18 protein-coding genes are annotated in these 23,317 nt (G+C 59.0%); 14 read left to right on the forward strand and 4 right to left on the reverse strand.

Annotation, left to right across the window (positions count from 1 at the left end):
• The first annotated feature begins 163 nt into the window (after positions 1–163).
• From MGMAQ_RS15065 to MGMAQ_RS15095, 7 genes are all read left to right on the forward strand, one after another.
• Entirely contained in the window at positions 164–1,300 is a 1,137-nt protein-coding gene (locus tag MGMAQ_RS15065) for a 4Fe-4S dicluster domain-containing protein (protein WP_046022199.1), read from the forward strand.
• Between the two features lie 42 nt (positions 1,301–1,342).
• Positions 1,343–1,813 (forward strand): cyclic nucleotide-binding domain-containing protein, encoded by a 471-nt coding sequence (locus tag MGMAQ_RS15070; protein ID WP_198409125.1) that lies wholly within the window; start codon positions 1,343–1,345, stop codon positions 1,811–1,813.
• A gap of 13 nt (positions 1,814–1,826) precedes the next feature.
• A complete protein-coding gene (locus MGMAQ_RS15075) occupies positions 1,827–2,666 on the forward strand; it encodes an FAD/NAD(P)-binding protein (RefSeq protein ID WP_046022200.1) in 840 nt (279 codons plus the stop codon).
• Positions 2,667–2,668: 2 nt separating this feature from the next.
• On the forward strand, positions 2,669–3,454 hold the full coding sequence (locus MGMAQ_RS15080) for an oxidoreductase (protein ID WP_046022201.1): 786 nt from the start codon (positions 2,669–2,671) through the stop codon (positions 3,452–3,454).
• On the forward strand, positions 3,447–4,745 hold the full coding sequence (locus MGMAQ_RS15085) for a Ni/Fe hydrogenase subunit alpha (protein ID WP_046022202.1): 1,299 nt from the start codon (positions 3,447–3,449) through the stop codon (positions 4,743–4,745). Before MGMAQ_RS15080 ends, MGMAQ_RS15085 begins: the two co-directional genes overlap by 8 nt.
• Positions 4,742–5,188: a hydrogenase maturation protease gene (locus MGMAQ_RS15090; protein WP_198409127.1), complete on the forward strand. Its 447-nt coding sequence runs from the start codon at positions 4,742–4,744 to the stop codon at positions 5,186–5,188. Before MGMAQ_RS15085 ends, MGMAQ_RS15090 begins: the two co-directional genes overlap by 4 nt.
• 357 nt (positions 5,189–5,545) lie before the next feature.
• Entirely contained in the window at positions 5,546–6,577 is a 1,032-nt protein-coding gene (locus MGMAQ_RS15095) for an IS110 family transposase (protein WP_046020119.1), read from the forward strand.
• A 468-nt stretch (positions 6,578–7,045) separates the two neighbouring features.
• On the opposite strand, the gene MGMAQ_RS15100 is transcribed toward MGMAQ_RS15095, so the two are convergent.
• Positions 7,046–7,675, reverse strand: a complete 630-nt coding sequence (locus MGMAQ_RS15100) for a hypothetical protein (RefSeq protein ID WP_148560987.1) — start codon at positions 7,673–7,675, stop codon at positions 7,046–7,048.
• 135 nt (positions 7,676–7,810) lie between these two features.
• Here MGMAQ_RS15100 and MGMAQ_RS15105 point away from each other — a divergent pair, with 135 nt between their 5' ends.
• The 3 genes from MGMAQ_RS15105 to MGMAQ_RS15115 are packed head-to-tail and all read left to right on the forward strand — an operon-like array spanning position 7,811 to position 12,890.
• Positions 7,811–9,262, forward strand: coding sequence for a phosphate/phosphite/phosphonate ABC transporter substrate-binding protein (locus MGMAQ_RS15105; RefSeq protein WP_158498877.1), 1,452 nt, complete (start codon positions 7,811–7,813; stop codon positions 9,260–9,262).
• Positions 9,262–11,586: a GGDEF domain-containing protein gene (locus tag MGMAQ_RS15110; protein ID WP_046022204.1), complete on the forward strand. Its 2,325-nt coding sequence runs from the start codon at positions 9,262–9,264 to the stop codon at positions 11,584–11,586. Before MGMAQ_RS15105 ends, MGMAQ_RS15110 begins: the two co-directional genes overlap by 1 nt.
• Complete coding sequence (locus tag MGMAQ_RS15115) at positions 11,583–12,890, forward strand: MFS transporter (protein WP_046022205.1); 1,308 nt, start codon at positions 11,583–11,585, stop codon at positions 12,888–12,890. The genes MGMAQ_RS15110 and MGMAQ_RS15115 overlap by 4 nt, the downstream gene beginning before the upstream one ends.
• A 280-nt stretch (positions 12,891–13,170) precedes the next feature.
• Here MGMAQ_RS15115 and MGMAQ_RS15120 read toward each other — a convergent pair whose 3' ends face one another.
• A complete protein-coding gene (locus tag MGMAQ_RS15120) occupies positions 13,171–14,352 on the reverse strand; it encodes a NapC/NirT family cytochrome c (RefSeq protein WP_052716434.1) in 1,182 nt (393 codons plus the stop codon).
• Positions 14,353–14,585: 233 nt separating this feature from the next.
• Here MGMAQ_RS15120 and MGMAQ_RS15125 point away from each other — a divergent pair, with 233 nt between their 5' ends.
• On the forward strand, positions 14,586–15,854 hold the full coding sequence (locus MGMAQ_RS15125) for a cytochrome c family protein (protein WP_052716435.1): 1,269 nt from the start codon (positions 14,586–14,588) through the stop codon (positions 15,852–15,854).
• Positions 15,855–15,908: 54 nt separating this feature from the next.
• Here MGMAQ_RS15125 and MGMAQ_RS15130 read toward each other — a convergent pair whose 3' ends face one another.
• Positions 15,909–16,823, reverse strand: coding sequence for a LysR family transcriptional regulator (locus MGMAQ_RS15130; protein WP_046022206.1), 915 nt, complete (start codon positions 16,821–16,823; stop codon positions 15,909–15,911).
• A 226-nt stretch (positions 16,824–17,049) separates the two neighbouring features.
• Here MGMAQ_RS15130 and MGMAQ_RS15135 point away from each other — a divergent pair, with 226 nt between their 5' ends.
• The 3 genes from MGMAQ_RS15135 (at position 17,050) to MGMAQ_RS15145 (ending at position 21,748) form a co-directional block, all read left to right on the forward strand.
• On the forward strand, positions 17,050–18,429 hold the full coding sequence (locus MGMAQ_RS15135) for a ribulose-bisphosphate carboxylase (RefSeq protein WP_046022207.1): 1,380 nt from the start codon (positions 17,050–17,052) through the stop codon (positions 18,427–18,429).
• A gap of 214 nt (positions 18,430–18,643) precedes the next feature.
• Positions 18,644–19,450: a CbbQ/NirQ/NorQ/GpvN family protein gene (locus MGMAQ_RS15140; protein WP_046022208.1), complete on the forward strand. Its 807-nt coding sequence runs from the start codon at positions 18,644–18,646 to the stop codon at positions 19,448–19,450.
• A 21-nt stretch (positions 19,451–19,471) separates the two neighbouring features.
• On the forward strand, positions 19,472–21,748 hold the full coding sequence (locus MGMAQ_RS15145; protein WP_046022209.1) for a nitric oxide reductase activation protein NorD: 2,277 nt from the start codon (positions 19,472–19,474) through the stop codon (positions 21,746–21,748).
• 3 nt (positions 21,749–21,751) lie between these two features.
• Here MGMAQ_RS15145 and MGMAQ_RS15150 read toward each other — a convergent pair whose 3' ends face one another.
• Complete coding sequence (locus MGMAQ_RS15150) at positions 21,752–22,990, reverse strand: RtcB family protein (RefSeq protein WP_046022210.1); 1,239 nt, start codon at positions 22,988–22,990, stop codon at positions 21,752–21,754.
• Positions 22,991–23,317 lie beyond the last annotated feature (327 nt).

Consider the following 23,317-nt stretch of genomic DNA (forward strand, 5'->3'; position numbering starts at 1 on the left):
CGATCCCGGGCGCTTTTTTCTTTGCCCCCGCCCCCGCATTAGTTTTTTCTAATGCGTTGAAAAGCCATGCATTTATGGATAGCAGCCATATCCAATCATCGTTACAGAATTCCATCGATTGAGCGTACCATTCACCCGTTCCAGAATCCCAGGGGGCTTGGCAATGACCAAAAATGCCGTGGAACCGACTCACCATTTGATTGACGTGGACGGCCTCAACCGGCTGATTGCCGCTTTGAATGAATCTGGCCATCAGGTCATTGGCCCCACGGTCCAAGACAGCGCCGTTGTATATGCTCCCATTTCCGGCGTGGCTGATTTGCCGCGCGGCGTGGTCGATCGCCAAGAACCAGGCGGTTACGTGCTTGAGCATCCCGGCGGCGAGGCCTTGTTCGATCATGTGGTCGGGCCCACAAGCTGGAAGCGCTACCTGTTCCCGCCGCAACAAACCCTGTGGACCGCCAAACGCGCCACGACCGGTTTCCATGTCACCCCGGCCAAGGAAGACATCCCACGCTATGCCTTTATCGGCGCCCGGGGCTGCGACATCGCCGCCATGGAGATCCAGGACAGGGTGTTCATGTCCGACACGGCCACGGATCCGGGCTACCACCTGCGGCGCAAGAAAAGCTTTGTGGTGGCCATTCATTGCGGGCGCCCGGCGGAGACCTGTTTTTGCACCTCCATGGACTGCGGCCCGCGCGCTGAAAACGGCTTCGATCTGGCACTGATTGAGCTGGCCGAGGAAGACCGCCACGTTTTTCTCGTCACCGTTGGCTCCAAGCAAGGAGCCGCCTTGCTGGAAACCCTGCCGGTGTTCGACGCGACCCAGGCCGACATCAAAACCGCCGAGGCACGGATCCAATCCGCCGCCAACGGCATGGACCGGGAACTGATCCCCGATGCCGCCGAGGTTCTGGCCGCCAACCTGGAATGCGACCACTGGGAAGAGGTGGCCAAGCGTTGCCTCAATTGCGCCAACTGTACCATGGTCTGTCCCACCTGCTTCTGCTCGACGGTGGAGGATGTGACCAACCTGACGGGCGATGAAGCTTGGAGAGAGCGACGCTGGGATTCATGCTTTACCCTGGATTACAGCTATATCCATGGTGGCAACGTGCGACAAACCGGTGCTTCGCGCTATCGTCAATGGATCACCCATAAGCTATCCCACTGGCATGATCAGTTCGGAACATCCGGCTGCACCGGTTGCGGCCGCTGCATTACCTGGTGCCCGGTGGGAATCGATATTACCGAAGAGGCACGCGCCATAAAAAACCGGGCCGGATCATCGACATAAACCAAACCGCAAGCGAGACAGGCCCAAGAGGGGAGAATTGTCATGGTGCAGATTGAAGGCATGGAAACGTTGCTCAAGGACCACCCGTTCTTCGACGGCTTGAACGACGACTATCGGGTGCTGCTGGCCGGATGTGCCGCCAACGAGCGGATGGAGGAAGGCGCATACGTGGCCCGAGAAGGCGACGACGCCGACAAATTCTATCTCGTGCGCCACGGCCGTATATCCTTGGAATACCATGTGCCGGGGCGGGAGCCGCTAATCATCGAGACCCTGGAGGAAGGCGATATCTTCGGTTGGTCCTGGTTGGTCCCGCCGCACAAATGGGCCTATGACGTCCGCGCCATGACCCTTTGCCGACTGGTCAGTCTCGACGCAAACTGCCTGCGCGGCAAATGCGAGAACGATCACTCGCTGGGCTATGAATTGCACAAGCGCTTCGTGCCCATCATCGCCCACCGACTCAGCGCCGCGCGCATGCGGCTGCTCGATATGTATGGCTCTTCACGCTAAGGAACCCTTTGTCATGACGGCCACTGCCCTTGCCAAGGATCCCATGTTGACGGTTCCCTTCCGTGTGGAACGACGGAGAAAGGAACTGTCCGACACCTTCACATTGGAACTGCGACCCGAGGGCGGACGCTTCCTGTTCGACCCGGGACAGTTCAACATGCTTTATGTGTTCGGGGTCGGGGAAATCCCCATCAGCATCAGCGGCAACCCGGCGGACCCGAGCTTGCTGGTTCACACGATCCGGGGCGTGGGCACGGTCTCGGACGCTTTGCGTCATTTGAATACCGGCGATCAGGTCGGCGTGCGCGGCCCCTATGGCACCGCTTGGCCGGTGAAGGAAGCCGAGGGTCATGACCTGCTGCTGGTGGCGGGTGGGATCGGCCTCGCGCCCTTGCGCCCGACCATTTACCACGTGCTGACCAACCGGGCTCGCTATGGCAAGGTGGTCATCCTCTATGGTGCCCGCACGCCGGAAGATGTGCTGTTCCTCAAGGAGTTGGAAAAGTGGCGATCACGCTTCGACCTGTCTGTGGAAGTCACGGTCGATCGGGCCACTGGTAAGTGGGGCGGGCGCGTTGGCGTGGTGACCAAACTCATCGAGCGCGCCGGATTCGACCCGCACGAAACCATGGCCATGGTCTGCGGCCCGGAAGTGATGATGCGGTTTGCCATCCAATCCCTGGAAGCACGAGGTGTCTCGGCTCATCGGATTTACGTGTCCATGGAACGCAATATGAAATGTGCCGTTGGCTTTTGCGGCCATTGCCAACTGGGGGGCCACTTTGTCTGCAAGGACGGACCGGTCTTTCCCTTCGACAGGATCCGGGACATCTTCCCGATCCGGGAGCTGTGATCATGGCGCCTGCACAACACAAACGCCCGAAACTGGCGGTCTGGAAGTTTTCTTCCTGCGACGGCTGCCAACTGTCCCTGCTCGATTGCGAAGACGAATTGTTGCAGGTGGCCGAGGCGGTGGAAATTGCGTATTTCCTCGAAGCCACCCGGGCCGAGGTCAAGGGCCCTTATGATATCTCGTTGGTGGAAGGCTCGGTCTCCACCCCCCACGACGCGGAACGCATCCACAAGGTGCGCCGCCAATCCAAGGCTCTGATCACCATCGGCGCCTGTGCCACGGCGGGCGGCATTCAGGCGCTGCGCAATTTCCACGACGTGGAGGAGTTCACCCGCTGCGTCTACGCCCACCCTGAATATATCGACACCCTGGCCAAATCCACCCCGATCCAGGACCATGTACCGGTGGATTTCTCGCTTCATGGCTGCCCCATCGACAAGGGCCAGTTGCTGGAAACGCTGAATGCCTTCCTCAATGGCCGCAAGCCCAATATTCCCAACCATTCCCAATGTCTGGAATGCAAGCTGTCGGGATCGGTCTGTGTCATGGTGGCACAGGGCACACCCTGCCTGGGACCGGTTACTCAGGCCGGATGCGGTAATCTTTGTCCGTCGCATACACGCGGCTGTTATGGCTGCTTCGGGCCGAAGGAAACCCCCAACACGGCCAGCTTGGCTGCCTGGACCGGCGAACGACTGGGCCAGGACCGGCGACATATCAAACATCAATATCGCGGCTTCACAGCCTATGCCGAGCCGTTCCGTAAGGAGAGCGAGGCCCATGAGTAGCTCGACCCAAACCCGCACCATCAAGGTCAACGCCCTGGCCCGCGTCGAAGGCGAAGGCGCCTTGAACATCCGCGTCAAGAATGGCGAGATCAAGGATCTTCAGTTCCGCATTTATGAACCGCCCCGGTTCTTCGAGGCTTTGCTCAGGGGGCGCATGTATACCGAAGCTCCGGACATTACCGCGCGCATCTGCGGTATCTGTCCCATGGCCTATATGATGGGGGCGTCCCAGGCCATGGAAGATGCCCTGGGCGTGACGGTCACCGGGCCCTTGCGCGATCTTCGGCGGATCATCTATTGCGCCGAATGGATCGAGAGCCATGTGCTGCACGCCGCCATGTTGCATGCGCCCGACTTCCTGGGCCTCGACGATGCCCTCTTGATCGCCAAGGCCAATCCGGAACTGGTGGGCAATGCCCTGCAATTGAAAAAGCTGGGCAACGACCTTTTGGAAGCCATCGGCGGGCGGGCGGTTCATCCGGTCAATCTCAAGGTGGGCGGGTTCTACAAGGCGCCGACGCCACAGGACCTGGCGCCTCTCAAGGATCGCCTGAAATGGGGCATGGAGGCCAGCGAGACCATTGGCCGCGCCTTTGCCGGGTTCGACTTTCCCGACCTGACCATGGATTATGACAGCGTGTCCATGACCCACCCGGACGAATATGCCATCTGCGAAGGCGGCATTATGTCGTCCAGCGGGACCTATTTGGATCTTAACGAATTCCTCGATCACTACACCGAGGAACATGTGGCCCACTCCAATGCGCTGCACGGGGTCGGACCCAACGGCCGCTATCTGGTCGGTCCCTGGGCGCGCTACAACAACAACGGCAAACAGCTTTCCAAACGCGCCAAGGCGCTGGCCAAGGATTGCGGACTGGGCAAGAGAGTGACCAATCCCTATCGTTCCATCCTGGTGCGCATGGTCGAGACTCTTTATGCCTGCGAGGAATCCCTGAGGCTGATCGAGGGCTACGAGATGCCGGACGAGTCCTGTGTTCAGATCACCCCCGGGGCGGGCACGGGATACGGCTGCACCGAAGCCCCGCGCGGCATCTGCTTCCACAGCTACAGCCTGGACAAGGAGGGGCGCATCACCAAGGCCACCATCGTACCGCCCACGGCCCAGAATCAGAAGCAGATCGAGGAGGATCTGCGGGTGGTGGTGCAGGAAAACCTGGATCTGGACAACGAGGCGCTGACCTGGCGGTGCGAACAGACCATCCGCAACTACGACCCCTGTATCTCCTGCGCCACCCACTTTCTCGATCTGACGGTGACCCACGAGTGACGCTTTATATCGGCATCGGCAATGCCATGCGCCGGGACGACGGCGTGGGAGCCGAAACGGTGCGCCTGCTCGCCGAACAGGGACTGGAAGCCATTGAGCACGCCGGGGACGGCATGACCCTGATCAATCTATGGCAAAGTCGTGACGGCGTGGTGCTGATTGATGCCATGCGGTCGGGTGCGGCGGTGGGATCGTTGCGTCGCTTCGATGCCCATGAGAGCGAAATCCCGCGCGACAACTTTCCCCATACCAGTCATGTGCTGGGGGTCGCCGAAGCGGTGGAGATGGCGCGCATTCTGGGCAAGCTTCCACCGAGTCTGATCGTCTATGGCATCGAAGCGGCGGACTTCGGACAAGGCCTCGGCCTGACACCCGAGGTGGCGCGGGCAGTTCGTGGGTTGGCGGACCAACTGATTGCCGGACAAAATTCTTCGACCGTATAGCGCAGGCCGGAGTCCCTTGAACCCGGCAAACCTGCGCGACTCGATGGATACCGACTATGCTCCTCGCATTGGATCGGTTCCGATCAAACGCGAAACTTTAGCAGGCTGCTGAACGAGTATTGTCCTACGGCCCGCCTCGCCCTTCGACAAGCTCAGGGTGAGGCTAACATGTTGAAAATTCGAAGGCCCTCATGCTGAGCTTGTCGAAGCATATGTCGCCACATGCTCGAAATCAGACTTTTTCAGATGGCGGTAATCGAGCAGTCAGGGATTGCCTAGACAGTCAGCTGGTCTCCACACTCGGTCTTGATCAAGTATCCGGGTCAATTCCTGGACATGGAACAGAGGAGACCAGCTATGGAGTATTTTGTTGGAATGGACGTATCGATGGCAAGCATTTCGATCTGTGAGATTGATGCAAAGGGAACCGTCATTCGCGAAGGCAAGGTGTCAAGCACACCCGAGGCGGTCGCCACTTGGCTCGAGGAAAGCGGGCGTGGCTTTGCGCGAATTGGGTTGGAAGCTGGCCCTCTGGCGCCTTGGCTGTACGCAGGACTGTCCAGTCGGGGCCTCCCTGTGATTTGTATCGAGACCCGGCAAATGAAGGCCTTTGCCAGCGCCAGCCCAGTCAAGACGGACCGTCGCGACGCCCGCTTGATCAGCCAGGCGATGCGGACCGGTTTGTACCGCGCGACCCACGTCAAGACCGCGCGCAGTCAGGAGCTCCGGATGGTGCTGACCCATCGGGAGACCCTGGTTCATCAGGTCCGTCAGTTGTCCAATACGGTACGAGGAACATTGAAAGCTTTCGGCCTCAAGGTCGGTATGGCGCGCGGACGCCTTTTCGCGGCGCGGGTTCGGGAATTGACGGCTGATAACCCGCACCTCAGCGCAGCCGCCGAGCCGCTCTTGCTTGCGCGCCAAGCCTTGCTCGAACAACTCGACAAGCTCGACCGGCAGGTTCATGCCGCTGCGCGCGATGATAGCGTTTGCCGGCGCCTGATGACCGTTCCCGGCGTCGGCCCGGTTACCGCCCTCGCTTTCAGGACAGGACTCGACGTGCCGGAACGGTTTCAAAAGTCGGTCATGGTCGGCGCCCACTTCGGGCTTGTCCCACGCAGATACGCCTCGGGAGAGCAGGACCGAAGCGGCCCCATCAGCAAGTGCGGAGATGCCATGGTTCGTTGGCTTTTGTTCGAGGCCGCCAATGCACTTCTCACTCGAACCCGCCGTTGGTCCTGGCTCAAACACTGGGGGCTCGCGGTCGCCAAAAGGCGCGGGATGAAACGCGCCAAGGTCGCCGTTGCCCGGCGTCTCGCCGTAATCATGCATCGCATGTGGATCGACGGCACGGACTTCCAGTACCGCAAGGAGGAGACCGCCATCTAAACACAACGAAAACCGAGATCGCCTGAAGGGCGGCCAGGACGCGTGGCGACGCGCGGGGCTCGGATGACAGCGCGCAGGCTGCAGTGGCGTAAGACCACGCTTTTCAGATTGCTGCACCCGATCCCCCTTGATCCCCATCATGCGGCGACGACGTCGACCGCGGACAGAAGCAAAGGGCGCCACATACCCCAGGTTCAAACCGACGGCTTGGAAATCAGCTTGACTCAAATGACTCGATTACAGAAGCAGCCTGTTAGACGCTTCAGGCCACGGCAAGGACGGCCATCAGGGCAAGTCCCATGGTCATGCCCAATGCCATGCCAACCGTGATCCGAACAACGGGTTTATAGGTATCGGTCTTCATTGCGATTCCCCTGGTCGATGCGGCACCGGGATTCTCCCGTTACCTGGATCGGAGGTTATCGGCGTTGTCTCACATCGGCAGTGACCGGAATCACAGTGGGGATATTACCCGACACCACCATCAACCCAGTCCAGCAAGGGCTTCACCCAGCCCTCGTCGGTGAATTCTGTCTCCCAGGTTTCGGCAAAGGGCGCCCGTTCAAACAAAGACGCGCAAGAGCCACTCGCCACCCCCTCCTCTGCCCGCAAGGAAAGAATGCGGCCTCGCAGGCTGCGCCCCAACACATCGATGAGATCCGCGAAGGCTTCTTCTTGCTGGACATTGCCCAAGGCGCAGGCCTCCACCAGCACGAAAGCCATGTCGCCGATCTTGACCATGGCGGAAACTTCCAGGGCATCCGCCCCGCCGCTGCGCAGACCGACCACGGAAATTCTGTCTTCCGGCACGCCAAGAGCCAATAACTCTCGGATCCAATGACGGACCTTGACGGGGCGGGAAATACCCTCGCTTCCAGCCTTCGGTGCCACCACCAACAATCCTTTGTCGGCCAGGGCCTGTCCCGGACCGGTGGGTTGCTCACCGGGAGTCCCCAAAAGGAACAGATAGCGAGCCTCCCGATTGGGCGCCTCGGGAAGACCGTCAACCAGACCGCTTGCCGGACCGGTCGGATCACAGGCCCATAGGAGCAGCGAAAGCCCGAACAGAACCGGCAGGATTGCATGGCGGATAGACATGATCTGTCCCTTCAAAAAAATCTGCCGAAGGTTCGGCTTCCTTTTCATACCATTGCCTGAATTCCCTTGTGAACCACCCATGACGGCGCCACAATGTTCGGCAATGAAAACAATCGGCGACACAATCCGGGGGGAATGGTGAGACGCCAACAACTGGGACCGGGCTTTAGGCTCACCTTCATTCTATTATTCTTGTCTGTCGCGACCTTTGCGGCGGGGTCCGCCCGTGCCATGGACATTACCATCGGTGTGCTGGCCAAGCGAGGTGTGGAAAAAGTCCTCGAACAATGGCGGCCCACCGCCGACTATCTGACCGAGGCGGTTCCAGGGCACCGCTTCCGCATCGTCCCGGTCTTATTCGACGAAGTCTCGCTGGTGGTGCGCAACAAGCTGGTCGATTTTGTCGTCATGAACTCGGCGATCTATGTGGAACTGTCGGTGCGTTACGGGGTACAGCGCATTTTGACCCTGCGCAACCGGCTAGGGCCAGGGCAGGTCACAAGCCGCTTCGGCAGTGTCTTGCTGGCCAACAAGAGCAACAGTGACATTCGCAATTACCGCGACCTGTCCGGAAGGCGGGTGGCCGCTGTGCACATGACATCTCTGGGCGGCTGGATCATGGCGCTGAGGGAGTTGCGCGAAGCGGGGTTGGACCGAGATGACTTTTCCGATCTGAAGTTCCTGGATACCCACGATGCCGTTGTGGAAGCGGTGGCCGACGGGCGCGCCGAGGTGGGCATCGTCCGCACAGATACCCTGGAACGCATGGCGGCGGAGGGGCGCGTCGATGCGGATAGTTTCCATGTGGTCGCACCGCGCAGCTTCGCCGACTATCCTTTCCGGGTCAGCACCCGTCTGTATCCGGAATGGCCCATCGCCAAGTTGGCCCACACCCCTCGGGAACTGGCCAAGATCGTGGCCCAAGCGCTGATGGCCATGGACCGGTCGGACCCGGCGGCGGAAGCCGCTCGGATCACCGGCTGGACCATCCCGGAGAACTATCAGCCAGTCCATGAAATCCTTCAGGAATTGCAGCTAGCACCTTACGAATGGTTCGGGGAGATTTCCCCTGCCGCTGCCCTGCGCAGCTACTGGCCCTGGCTGGTGGGGGTCGTCATGGTGCTGATATTGCAAACCTTCTTGGTGGTGCGGATTATGGCCCTCAATAAGACCCTGCGCCGCCACCAAAAAGCGCTTGAAGACACGGAACGGCAATATCGGTCGACTTTTGATCAAGCTCCGGTGGGCGTGGCCCACCTGTCACCCGACGGCGATCTGGTACGGGTAAATAATGCCTTTAGTGCCCTGACCGGCTATAGCGCCGCTGAACTGGGGGGGTTGAACTACAATCATCTGCCTCACGCCGAAGAACTGGCTTCGTCCCTCGTCAAACTGAATGATTTGCGGGATGGGCTGGTGGATCGCATCGATCTGCGTCAACGGTGGATCAACAAGGCCCAGGAAACCATCGGTGTACATTTGGTGGCCACGGCGGTGCGCGAGGATGGGGACCGAGTACGCTTCTTGATTTTGGTCGCCACACCTTCCGGACCGGGTTTCTCGGAGTGGGCGGAAGGTGGTTCTTGATGGTCCTTCGCTTCGTGCTGGCATTCGGGTTCGGAGGGCTGCTTCTGGGCTTGGTTTTCCAGGTTATGATCAGCCGCGAATTGGACCGCACCGAGAATCAATTGTTCAGCGATTCCCTGTTTTTGATGGAGCGGCTGGCGGGATATATCCGGCATGACCTGCGCGAAGTGCGATCGGATTTGCGATATCTGGCCAATCACCGGGATCTGAAGAACCCGGATGGGTCGGGGCTGGCTCGTGTCGCGGAAGATTTTCGTCGGTTCGCGAACGAAAAGGGACTGTACGATCAAATCCGGTTCCTTGATCAAACGGGCCAGGAACAGGTCCGTGTGGATCACCGCGGCAACATGGCGAGGATTGTCGGGGCTGGTGATCTCCAAGACAAAAGCCACCGGTACTATTTCCGCGAGGCCATCAATTTGCCCGCCAACCAAGTCTATACCTCGCCTTTCGACTTAAATCAGGAACATCACCTCATCGAAGTGCCCCTGAATCCGATGATCCGATTGGCCATGCCGGTGACCGCGACCGACGGGCGGGCCATGGGGGCTTTGGTGCTCAACTATCGGGGACGCCGGATCTTGGAAAACCTGCGCGAATCCACGGAGGCTTTCCCCGGTGAAGCCCTGTTGATGAACGATCAAGGCTATTACATGTTGCACCCGGATCGCCGCGATGAATGGGGTTTCATGTTTCCGGCCGGCGTGGACCAGACCATGGCCAGACAGTCACCACAGGTCTGGCAACAACTGACGGAACAAGCATTGATCAGCCTCTCCGACGAGCGCGGTCTATTGTCTCTGGCCCGACTGTCCCGCTACGTCGAAGAAAACGATCAAGACGAACCTTGCCGCGAATGCGGCTGGATCATCGGTTTGCGCGTGGTCGGCACTCATTTGGATCGGGTTGCGACCCAGCGTCGCGCAGAATTGGCACCGCTGTATTTGGGATTGCTGCTCCTCTATGGAATCGGGCTGCTCACCACCCATCGGGTCATGCGCGCACGCCAGGCCAGCGACAACAAGGTGGCCAATCTGCATCGCGAAATTCGAGAGGAACGGGATGCCTTTGTCGGCGGGCCAACGGTGGTATTCAAAAGGCAAAACCGTTTTGGCTGGCCCGTGGAGTATGTCTCGCCCAATGTGGAAACCGTTCTTGGCTATTCGGCGCAACGGTTTCTCGATCACGACATTGGTTATGCCGGAATCATTGCCCCTCGCTTTTTAGCTCAGGTCACCGAGGAAACCCGTCAATTGACCCAGGGCAAAACTAATTGGATCGAGCATACGCCCTATCAGGTGGTTGATGGACATGGACGATTGCGCTGGTTGCGTGACACCACCACCTCCATTCGGGATGAGACTGGTCGCATCACCCACTACACCGGCTATGTGAACGACATCACCGATTTGAAGCGCGTGGAACAGCAACTGCGCGAATACAGCCAATACATCCATAATGTCATCGATACCATTCCCGACGCCACCATGGTCATCAACACGGAAACCTACGAGCTGGTCTATGCCAACCAGGCCGCCCGGGATATCTATGGTTCGACCACCGATGTGGTGGGCAAGCCTCTGCGCTGCCACCAAATTTCCCATGGCCGCGACGCTCCTTGCGACGGAGAAGATGACCCCTGTCCCATCCAGACCATCTTGGAAACGGGCGAGACTTGTCGCACGGTCCATCGGCATTTTGATACCCGGGGCCGGACCTTGTTCGTTGAACTTGTTTCAACGCCGATTTTCGACGATGACGGCAGAGTTACTCAGATCATCGAGAGCCACCGGGATGTCACGGCCCAGGTTCAAGAAAGGGATGAATTGGCGGAACTCGCCATCACTGATCCCTTGACCCTGGCCTACAACCGATTGAAGTTTGACCAGGAGTTGCACATCCATCTACAGAAAAGCCGCAGCAGCGGCAAGATGTTGGGCCTGATCATGTTTGATTTGGACCATTTCAAGGAAATCAATGATACCTTTGGTCATGATGCCGGAGACACTGTCTTGCGCGAAACCGCTCAGTTGGTGCGATCGAATATTCGCGACACGGATATTCTGGCCCGCTGGGGCGGGGAGGAATTCATGGTGCTGACGCCGCATTGCAATCTGGCGGTGATCAGTCGTATCAGCGAGGCCCTGCGCACAGCCATCGAAGCCCAGCCTTTCTCCGACGCGGGTCGGGTAACCGCCAGCTTTGGCGCCACGATCATGAAGCTGACCGACAATTCCGACTCCCTGATCAAGCGCGTTGACGATGCGCTCTATGAAGCCAAGCACGCCGGACGCAACAAAGTTGTGGTCAGGGAAGCCAAATGAGCAAACCTTCCTCTTCGCTTTTGTCCTTGCTCGGACGGAGACGGTTCGGGCCATTGTTCGTCACCCAATTTCTCGGCGCCTTTAATGACAACATGTTCAAAAATGCCCTGGCGGTGTTGATCACCTATCGCCTGGCGGAAGCCCAGGGACTGGACAGCAAGCTATGGATACCTCTGGCGGCCGGTCTGTTCATCCTGCCGTTTTTTCTGTTTTCCGCCACCGCTGGACAATTGGCCGACCGCCACGACAAGGCCCGAATGATCCGTTGGGTCAAGCTGGCCGAAATCCCCATTATGCTGTTGGGCGCCTTGGCCTTGGTGGCGGGCTCGGCGGAAATGCTGGTGGGTGTGCTGTTCCTGATGGGCAGTCAGTCCTCGTTCTTCGGACCATTGAAATACGGTATCCTCCCTGATCATCTGCCAGACGAAGACTTGATCGCCGCCAACGGCTTGGTGGAAACCGGCACCTTCCTGGCAATTTTGCTCGGCACCATGGCCGGTGCGCTGCTGGTCGTCGGTGACGGTGGCACTGTTCTCATGGGCGCCTTGGTGGTCGGGTTGGCCCTTGCCGGATGGTTGAGTAGCCGAGGCATACCCCCGGCCCCGTCGACGCGTCCCGACCTGCCTGTATCCTATAATCTACCGCTGACCACTGGACGTTTGTTGCGCGACCTGAGCCGTGAGCCGGTCGTCATGATGGCGGTTCTGGGGATTTCCTGGTTCTGGTTCCTGGGCGCGACCTACCTGACCCAGTTTCCCACCTTCACCAAATTCCACATTGGCGGCAATGAGCAGGTTGTAACCTTGTTTCTAAGTTTGTTTTCCATTGGCATCGGGGCGGGATCTTTGCTGTGCAACAAGCTGCTCGGGGGTCGCGTGCGGGCCCGGCATTTGCCTTTGGCCGCCCTGGGTCTATCGCTGTTCAGCGCTGACCTGTATTTCGCCAGTCCCGATGAAACCCAGTACACTTCCTATATGGGGGCCGCCGCATTCCTGTCCGAGCCCGGCAATTGGCGCATTGTCGCGGACATGGTTGGTTTGTCCGTGGCGGGAGGACTGTTCATTGTCCCGCTTTACGCCATCATGCAGACCCGGACCGACCCCACCCACCGAGCCCGCACGGTCGCCGCCAACAACGTGCTGAACGCCCTGTTGATGGTTACTTCGGCCGTTGCTGTCCTGCTCTTGCTGGACGCAGGCGCAACGGTCACCGAACTGTTTGCCTTGGTAGGGATCACGAACCTGATGGTCGTCGGGCTGGTTTGGCGCCTGCACCGACGCCTTGAGAACGAGAAGACGGCATGAGGGCCGTGCTTACTTGCAGCCCTCAATCATCTTGTTGACGCAAAGGACATTGCGCAAGGCCTTGTAGAGCATAAAGCCAGCCAGGCCGATGATCACGTAAAACGCCACATACCAGATAAAAGCGGACATGTTTTTCTCCTTATTTGCTGCCCGCAGGTGGGACCGACTCGCCAGCCCCATCGCGTATTCGTATTTTCTAATATTAGAATACGCTAATTTGAGATCCATGGCAAGAGTATTCGACGGCCATGCCGCGAATTCTCAGCTGTTCAATCGCCCATCAGGACCCAGCGTCGGCTTGCCGGATGGTGCCATCATGGGGTCCTTCTAGGGGAGCATGGCTCTGCAAATAGATCTGGAGCAGACGATTGTCATCCTTGCTCAGGTCCACCATGGGCTTCATGGCCTTGAGCAGATCCGGCCATTGATCGATTCCGAACCACTCGGCGGGGTAAGCCATATGGCATTGGCTACATTGCAGCTCATACAAGGTTTCGGCAAAGGCCCAGATCGATGCCCGATCCTTGACCATGCCCTGGTTTTTCACCCAACCCTCGACGCTCACCGAAACCCAGCCGCCCCCCGCGTTGGTTCCTTCCACTTGGATGGCACTCAGCGCGGATTTGCGCAGACCGGCCCGATAGACCCGGCGCCCAACATCGGCGAAAATCGCGTTCTTTTTACCCGGCTCCCGCCACCCCTCTACCCGCACGCGGACCATGTCATCCGCACGCTCGAGAACCGCCAGCGGGGTGGCGACCAAAATGGTGCCCATCTTGCCACTTCGGGCGTCATCGCGGTACAGGGTGGCCGATTGGGCGGGGTAGAGCACCGTGACCTTGTCCGTGCTTTTGTCCTTCGAAACTTCCAGCGCTTCCCGGGCCGCCGCTATGGCCGGTTCGATGTCGGGTTTCTTGTGGGCGATCCCCTTGTGACAGCCAATACAAGTCTCGCCCCGTTGGCGCGCCTTCATGTGGCGCGGCCGGGCCTTATCCCGCTGTTTATCAGAGATCATCCGGTCCCAAGAATGGCAATTGCGGCACTCGCGCGAGTCGCTTGCCAGCATCTTGTCCCAGGTCGACCGGGCCATTTGCAGGCGATGGGCCTCAAACTTCTCAGGCGTGCTGATGGTGCCCAGAACCTTGTGATAGAGCTCTTTGGTGGCACCGACCTTGGCGACCATCTTTTCAACCCAGGTCTTTGGCACATGGCAATCAGAACAGATTGCCCCCACCCCGGAGCCATTGGCGGCGTGGACAGACGTCTTGAATTCCTCGTAGACCCCTTCCATCTCGTGGCAACCGACGCAGAATTCCTCGGTGTTGCTGTACTCAACGAAGCCAACGAAGCCGCCGGTGGCGATCACGCCGAGGGTACCGCCCAGGATCAACAGGGTCGCTGCCGCCAGGCGGCTGGGCCGCCACATCCAGCTCCAAAGCCGACTGATCAAACCACGTTTCATTCTGTTCCCCCTCATTTCGCGACGGCTCCCGGCTTGGTAAATTAGATTATTATGTTTTATTAATATAAGGAGGTTCTTATAAGTAAAGGCTCATGGGTTTTATATCTTTATCTTGATTTGATCGTCAATATTCATTTAATATCCCATCCAACTAATTACCCAACTCTTCGGAAATATTCTGAAACAGTTGGTAAATATTAGGGGCACCCAAAAGAGGTAGGGGAGAAGTTACAATGAAGATCATTCATATACTGGCCCGTTTCGGGCTAGCACCGGCTGCATTTGCCGCCATTATGCTTGCGGCCTTCACAGCTCAAGCGGTTGAGATCAAAGGCAAGTCCGTACCGTTGAATCACGTATCGGCGGAAGACTGCAAAGACTGCCACAAGGAAATCTACACCCAGTGGAAAGGTTCCATGCACGCGCAAAGCACCGCGTCGGGCGATCCGATCCACAACGCTTTCTACCGCAACGTGGTCGGCGACCCGCATATGGAAGGCGTGAAAACCAAGAAGGGTGCCTATCCGGTCTGCTTGCAGTGCCATGTGCCCAACGCGGCCGTCGACAAGGTGACCAAAACCGATGCCATGCCGGCCTACAAGGAGGGCGTCAACTGTACGGCCTGTCATGCCTTGAAGGCCTTCAAGGGTATCCGCACTGAAGACGGCAAGTTCCGCCTTGGCATGATGGCCTATGAGCGCGGCGAGACGCTCAGCGGTCCCACGGGCTTCACCTCTGCCTCCGGCGGCGAGGGCGATGGCCTTGATGGCATGGATGAAAAGGACAATCCGCACGTGGCCGAGACCAAGGGCCTCTATATGCCCCTGGAAGGCAAGTCGCGTATGTTCCGCACTTCGGCCGCCTGCATGGGCTGCCACGATCAGCGCAACAACGGCAACAACGTGCCTCTGTGCCAAACCGGCACCGAGTATTCCGATGGCGGGTCCAAGGTCCAGTGCCAGGTCTGTCACATGTCGGTGACCAATGGCGTGGCCGATCACTCCATGGGCGGCGGCCACAACATGGGCATGCTGAAACGGGCCATGGTTTTGGATGTGACTGCTGAAAAAGCGGGTGACATGATCAAAGCCGGCATCTACATGGAAAACCTTCAGCCGCACACCATGCCCACCGGCGCACCGTTCCGGAACATCTACCTGCGGGTCGTGGCTCTAAATGCCGATGGCGAGGAGGTCTGGACCAATTTCAAGACCCATCCGGCTACGGAAGATGCGCAGGCCTACATGCACTTCGTGTTGCTCGACGGGGAAGGCAAACCGACGATTCCGCCGAAGGCCAAGAAGATGGGTCCGGACACGCGTCTGAAGCCGTTCGAAAAGCGTGAACTGGCCTATGACATTCCGGCCAAGGGCGTTGCTTCGGTACGGGCAGAACTGCACTACAACCTGCTCTGGCCGTCCCTGCAAAAGGCCATGAAGGGCAAGATCCCCGACGAGTTGCGCACGCCGCAACAGTTCATGGCGGTGGAAACCAAGCTCTGATGGCTTGACCCATCCTCGAAAACAGGACCCGGCGGTGTTCCGTCGGGTCCTTTTTTATTTCAGCGCCTCCACCAACGGCGGCCCTTCTGTCTTGAGGAACTCCAGGAAGCTGCTCACCGCCAAGGGCAGTTGTCGCTGCGCCGGATAGACGGCATACCAGGGCCGGTGTAGTGGAAATCCCTCGCAATCCAGGACCGCCACCCGGTTCAGAGCCAATTCCAAGGTCAGGCTATGCTTGGACAGGACCGCCACCCCGAGCCCGGCCATCACCCCTTGCTTCAAGGCGACACCGCTGCCCAGTTCCATATAGGGAGTCACGGTGAGGCCGTTTTTGGCCACCAGCCGCTCAAAGGCCTGACGCGTGCCCGATCCGCCCTCGCGCAACAGGATCCGTTCCTTTAGGAGTGATTTCAGGTCCGTCGGCCCGGCGGAAACCAGCGGGTGATCGGGGGCGGCGACGATGACAATTTCGTTTTCCAAAAACGGGGTGCTGACCACGTCGATGCGGTCGGGCACCTGACCCATGATATAGACATCGTCCAGCAAGGCCTCCAACCGCCCGATCATGCTATCGCGGTTGGTCACCGCCATGGAAGGTTGAACGCCAGGATGGCGACGGACAAACTCCCCCAACAAGTGAGGCAGGAAATACTGAGCGGTGGTCACCGCCGACACCCGCACCGGCCCAGCCACCTCGCCACGCAGACTTTCCAAAGCGCTGTCCAGATCGACCATGCGGGTCAGCACGGCCCGGCTGTTTTCCAGCAGTACCTGGCCCGCCGCCGTCAGATGTAGCTTACGCCCTACCTGATCGAACAAGGGCAGTCCGGCATTCTCCTCCAGCCGCTTGATCTGAATGGAAACGGCGGGCTGGGTCAGATGCACTTCGCGGGCCGCGCCGGTGATGCTGCCCAGACGAGCCACGGCTTCGAACAGTCTGAGCTGTTGTAAGGTTGCGTGTAAGGCCATGGAAAATCGTTACTATATACGCCTATGGTTACTTTGCCGCCTAAAACATAAATATTATTTATTCCAAGCATCAATATTAATCAATTTCTTTTTGAATAAGGCCTCCCTATAATCCACACCACTTGCAGGGTATTCCAAGGTGAAACCAGCAAGAAGAGCGTTAGGGGAAAGGTTCGAGACGTCCACCGTCCGACCCGTGTGACAGTAGCAACAAAGGGGATCCGTAATGGACCAATCAAATCGTTATGCCGATCTGAGCCTCAAGGAAGAAGACCTTCTGGCCGGCGGCGGCCATGTTCTTGTGGCCTACATCATGAAGCCGAAGCAGGGCTATGGCTATCTCGAAGCTGCCGCTCACTTCGCCGCTGAGTCCTCCACCGGTACCAACGTGGAAGTCTCCACCACCGACGATTTCACCAAGGGTGTTGACGCGCTGGTGTACGAGATCGACGAGGCCAAGGAGATCATGAAGATCGCCTACCCGTGTGATCTGTTTGACCGCAACATCACCGACGGTCGCGCCATGCTGGTGTCCTTCCTGACCCTGGCCATCGGCAACAACCAGGGCATGGGCGATATCGAATACGCCAAAATCCATGACTTCTACGTGCCGCCCGCGTATCTGCGCCTGTTCGATGGTCCGTCCAAGGACATTTCCGACATGTGGCGGATCCTGGGTCGCCCGATCAAGGACGGCGGTTACATCGCCGGTACCATCATTAAGCCGAAGCTGGGCCTGCGCCCGGAGCCGTTTGCCGCAGCCGCCTATCAGTTCTGGCTGGGTGGCGACTTCATCAAGAACGACGAACCCCAGGGCAACCAGGTGTTCTGTCCGGCGAAGAAGGTTTACCCGCTGGTTTATGACGCCATGAAGCGCGCCATGGACGAAACCGGTCAAGCCAAACTGTTCTCCGCCAACATCACCGCCGACGATCACTATGAAATGCTGGCTCGTGGCGAGTTCATCCTGGAAGCCTTCGGGCCGGACGCCGACAAGGTGGCCTTCCTGGTCGACGGTTACGTGGGTGGCCCGGGCATGGTGACCACCGCCCGTCGTAACTTCCCCAACCAGTACCTGCACTATCACCGTGCCGGTCATGGCGCCGTGACCTCGCCGTCCGCCAAGCGCGGTTACACCGCCTTCGTGCTGGCCAAGATGTCTCGTATGCAGGGTGCTTCCGGTATCCACGTGGGCACCATGGGCTTCGGCAAGATGGAAGGCGAGAATGACGACCGTAACATCGCCTACATGATTGAGCGTGACAGCGCCGATGGTCCTTTCTTCCATCAGGAATGGGAAGGCATGAAGCCGACCACCCCGATCATCTCGGGCGGCATGAACGCCCTGCGTCTGCCGGGCTTCTTCGAGAACCTGGGTCACGGCAACGTCATCAACACCTCGGGCGGCGGCTCTTACGGCCATATCGACAGCCCGGCCGCTGGCGCTATCTCCCTGCGTCAGGCTTATGAGTGCTGGAAAGCCGGTGCCGATCCGATCGAGTGGGCGAAAGAGCACCACGAGTTCGCTCGCGCCTTCGAGAGCTTCCCCGGCGACGCTGATCAGATCTTCCCGGGCTGGCGTGACAAGCTCGGCGTGCACAAGTAAGCACGACTTCAGCCATCGGATATTGATTGCGGTAAAGCCCTCGCCTCGCGGCGGGGGCTTTATTCGTTGGGCTTCATAAAACCCTTGGAGAGACATATCCGAACATAAACAAAATCTTTCTAAAGAATAAGAATTTATTATTTTCCCTTATATACGTTTTTCGTTATCCTTTCCCCTAGAATCAGCCCGCATCTTTCGGACAGGAAACCGCACCATGACCGACACCGTCGCCCAGTATCTGATCAACGAAGAGCCCTATTACCAGTCCATTGGCAACGAAGTGGCTCTTTATGAAGCCGCTTACGCGGAACGCCTGCCGGTGATGGTCAAGGGCCCCACGGGCTGCGGCAAGTCGCGGTTCATCGAGTACATGGCCTGGAAGTTGAAGAAACCTCTGATCACCGTGGCCTGCAACGAAGATATGACGGCCTCGGATCTGGTCGGGCGCTATCTGCTGGATGCCAACGGCACCCGCTGGCTAGACGGTCCGCTGACTGTCGCCGCGCGCATTGGCGCCATCTGCTATCTGGACGAAGTGGTCGAGGCCCGCCAGGACACCACCGTGGTCATTCACCCGCTGACCGATCACCGGCGCACGCTACCCCTGGACAAGAAGGGCGAGTTGGTCAATGCCCACAACGATTTCCAGCTGGTCATCTCCTATAATCCCGGCTACCAGAGCTTGATGAAGGACCTCAAGCAGTCCACCAAACAGCGCTTCTCCGGGCTCAACTTCAATTACGCCGAGGGCAAGGTCGAGGCCGGTATCATCGCCCAGGAAACCGGCATTGATGAGGATACCGCCATCAAGCTGGTGAAGATCGGCGAGACCGCCCGCAATCTGAAGGGCCATGGACTGGACGAAGGTATCTCTACCCGTCTGTTGGTCTATGCGGCGCGGATCATCAAACAAGGCATCAAGCCCAACGAGGCCTGCCGCATGGCCCTGGTCGCCCCGATCACCGACGACATGGAGATCGCCGCCACTTTGAAGCATTCCATCGACGCCGTCTTCGGCTAAGGCCAATAGGGAGGAGTCACCATGACTCTCAGTGCGGCTGAACTGGAAGACCTGCGCGGGCAGCTCAAATGCGGATTCGAGCAGCTCGATACCGCCTTTGCCGGGATCATGGAGGATGCCACCAACCGGCTATCCCGGGACGGGGTCAAGGACCTGCTCGACGGGGGTTCGCTGATCTGCATGATCGGGCGCGGCTACGAGCCGGTCCATGTGTATCTGGAAGAAATGCCGGTGATCGCGCAAAGACTCGGCGAGCCGGTGATCGAACTGGTCAGCCAGTCGGTCTGGAAGATGTCCCGCACCCCCAACGGCAAGTCTATCCTGCCGTTCTTGCAGACTCTGGGTGAAGCTTCCCGACGTCTGGGCTCCCCGGAGTCGTTCAGCCGCTACATCACCATGCTGTTCGAATTCATGGATGCCACCACCGGCTCCATTCACGGCCATCACGCCACCTTCCCCAGCCCCGGTCTGCCGGAAATGCTCAACCATATGCCCTATCTTCTCAACCAACTATCGCTGGAGGGCATGAAAAACTGGATCGATTACGGCGAGCGCCACTACATGGATCATCCGGAGCGGCAGAAGGACTACTTCTCCCTGCAATCCGCCGACTCCAAGGCCATGCTGCAAAAGGAACGCCACGGCACCCTGTTCGCCGACGTGGAGCGCAAGATGAGCCTCTACATGCGCAGCTTGTGGACCGAGAAAGTCCATTTCATTCCCTACTCCCTGGGCTTCGACGAGTTGCGCAAGCCCATGCCCTATTTCGACGACCTGGGCCTGAGGGTGCCAGACGTCTATGATGACCTGGACGGTGGCCGCGAAGCCGGCGGGGTCAAGGGAACGGACCGGTTCCGCGTACTCCTCGCCCATATGGCTGCCCACCGCCGCTGGACTCAGGCCATCTTCGCCGACAATTTCAGCCCGTTTCAGCGAGTGGCCGTGGAGACCTTTGAAGACTGCCGGGTCGAGGCCTTGGCCATGCGCGAGTATCCGGGCCTGCGCACATTGCTCCTCAAGTTGCATCCACACCCCAAGGAAGACGCCTGCGACCCGGAGGTGGAATCCTGCATCCGCCACCGGCTGGCCATGTTCTCCTACGCGGTGCTCAATGCCGCCCATGGTTACAAGAATCCGGATCTGCTGGAATACGTGGATAAATTTCATGGCCTGTTGGCTGACGGCGAAAGCTCGACCCAGGACACTTCCTTGCTGGCGGTCAGTTTTATCGCCCGGACCCGGCGCCAACAGGACCAATCCCCCAAAATGTACTTTGCCGATACCGAGGTGGATTACCGCGATGACAATCGGCACATGTGGAAATACCACGAACTGAGCGACGACGAGGAAATGTTCGACGAGCGCGACAGCTCCGCGCCCGAAGAGCAAGAAGAAGACAAGGGTCTGCCGCCGCGGCACTATCCCGAGTGGGACTATCATTCCAAGACCTATCGCCCTGATTGGGTGAGCCTGTATGAGAGTCTGCACCCGCCGGGGGACGCCGACCGGATTGAAGCCTTGCTGGGCAAGCATGCCCAATTGGCCAAACGCATGAAGCAGATGCTTGATCTTTTGAAGCCGCAGCAATATGTGCGTCAGCGCTATCAGGAAGAAGGCTCGGAACTGGATCTGGACGTGGCCATCCGTTCGCTGATCGATTTCAGGGCCGGGGCGACGCCCGACCCGCGGATCAACATGAACCATCGCACGGACGGGCGGAACATAGCCGTTTCCTTGCTGCTCGATCTGTCCCAATCGGTGGGCGATATTCCCGAGGGATGCTCTCAAACGGTTTTGGAACTGAGCCAGGAAGCGGTCTCCCTGCTCGGCTGGGCCATCGACCGGCTGGGCGATGAGTTTGCTATCGCCGGCTTCTCGTCCAACACCCGCCACGAAGTCCGCTTCCAGCATATCAAAGGTTACAGCGAAGGCTGGAACGACGCGGTCAAGGGACGCCTGGGCGCCATCGAGGCTGGCTATTCAACCCGCATGGGCGCGGCCCTGCGCCATGCCGGAGAGCGGTTGGCCCATCGACAGGCGGAAAAGAAGCTGCTGTTGGTGCTGACCGACGGCGAGCCTTCGGACATCGACGTGGACGACGGCCAGCACCTGACCAAGGACAGCTACAAGGCGGTCCAGGAACTCAGCCAGAAGGGCATCTATACCTACTGCATCAACCTGGATCGCGCCGCCGATGCCTACGTCAAGGACATCTTCGGCAGCCAATACACGGTGATCGACAATGTGGAACGCCTACCCGAAAAGCTGCCGCAGTTGTTCATGGCCCTGACAAAATAAGCTTTAGCCCTTCACGCAGACTACCTGTTTGAGGGTATGGACCACCTCCACCAGATCCGTCTGGGCCGCCATCACCGCATCGATATCCTTGTAGGCCTGCGGAGTCTCGTCGATGACTTCCTTGTCCTTGCGACATTCGACGCCTTCGGTGGCTGCCCGGTGATCGGCCAGGGTGAAACGCTGGCGCGCCTCGCCCCGGGACATGAGCCGACCGGCCCCGTGTGAACAAGAACAAAAGGACTCCTTGTTCCCGCGACCACGGACGATATAGGAGCGGGCGCCCATGGAACCGGGGATGATCCCCAGTTCGTCCTTGCGCGCACTCACGGCGCCCTTGCGGGTCACCCAGACCTGGGCACCGAAATGCTGCTCGCGGGCCACATAGTTGTGGTGGCAGTTGACCGCCACGTCGCCCACGTCAAAGCGTCGGAACATCTTACCCATCACCGCCAGAACGGCATCCATCATCACCTCCCGGTTGGCCAGGGCATAGGCCTGGGCCCAGGAGACCGCCTGGACGTAGTCATCGAAGTGATCGGTGCCCTCGGGGAAGTAGGCCAGATCCCGATCCGGCAGATTAATGAAGTATCGTTCCATATCTTTGCGGGCCAGCTCGATAAAGTAGGTTCCGATGCGGTTCCCCACACCGCGCGAACCCGAATGCAGCATCACCCAGACCCGGTCCGCTTCGTCGAGGCAGATCTCGATGAAATGATTGCCCGTTCCCAGGGTGCCCAGGTGATGCACATGGTTGGCCTTGCGCAGCTTCGGATGGGCCTCGACGAGCCGGTCGAAGCCTTCTTCCAGGCTACCCTTGCGGTTGGACCCATGGGACCAGACCTGGGCCACCCGATCGGGCGGATTGCCCCAGGCCCCCCGGTCGCTTTTCTGATGACCGCGCCCCGTACGCCCATGGGGAACCGCACGCTCAATACTGTTGCGCAGGTCTTGCAGATTGTCAGGCAGCCGCTGGGAGGTCAGCGAGGTTTGCACCGCCATCATGCCGCAGCCGATATCCACCCCGACGGCGGCGGGAATGATCGCTCCCTTGGCCGGGATGACCGATCCCACGGTCGCGCCATAGCCCCAATGCACATCGGGCATGACCGCCACATGATGATGAACAAACGGCAGGGACGCCACATTGCGCAGCTGCTGTTCGGCTTTTTCCTCCACCGGGACGCCGCGCGTCCAGGCCTGGATGGGCACGCCTTCGCCCTGGATGATGTCAAACTGGTTCATGGTTACACTCCTTCCCTTTTTTGGGATCGGGATACGGCCGTATTGCCGCTCCCGTTGGCATTTGTCTGAATCCGAGCGCCCACGAAAAACCCCTCCCGGATCGGTTCCGGGAGGGGTTTGTCAAACGCGGACATCTGGTTGATGGTCTACGAGACAGGCGTTCCCGGCAATCGAGTCTCATGTGCGTGCGACAAGACACCACCCGGGACGGATAGGCTTGCGACCGCGACGCGGCATAAGGATTGTTTGTTCGATGGGATTGGCATCAGGACTCCACAGTCTCTTTTAAGGTGAATGACACGCTGCATGCTAATACAAGCTGCCACA

This window comes from Magnetospira sp. QH-2 (assembly GCF_000968135.1).
Classification (GTDB): Bacteria; Pseudomonadota; Alphaproteobacteria; order Rhodospirillales; family Magnetospiraceae; genus Magnetospira.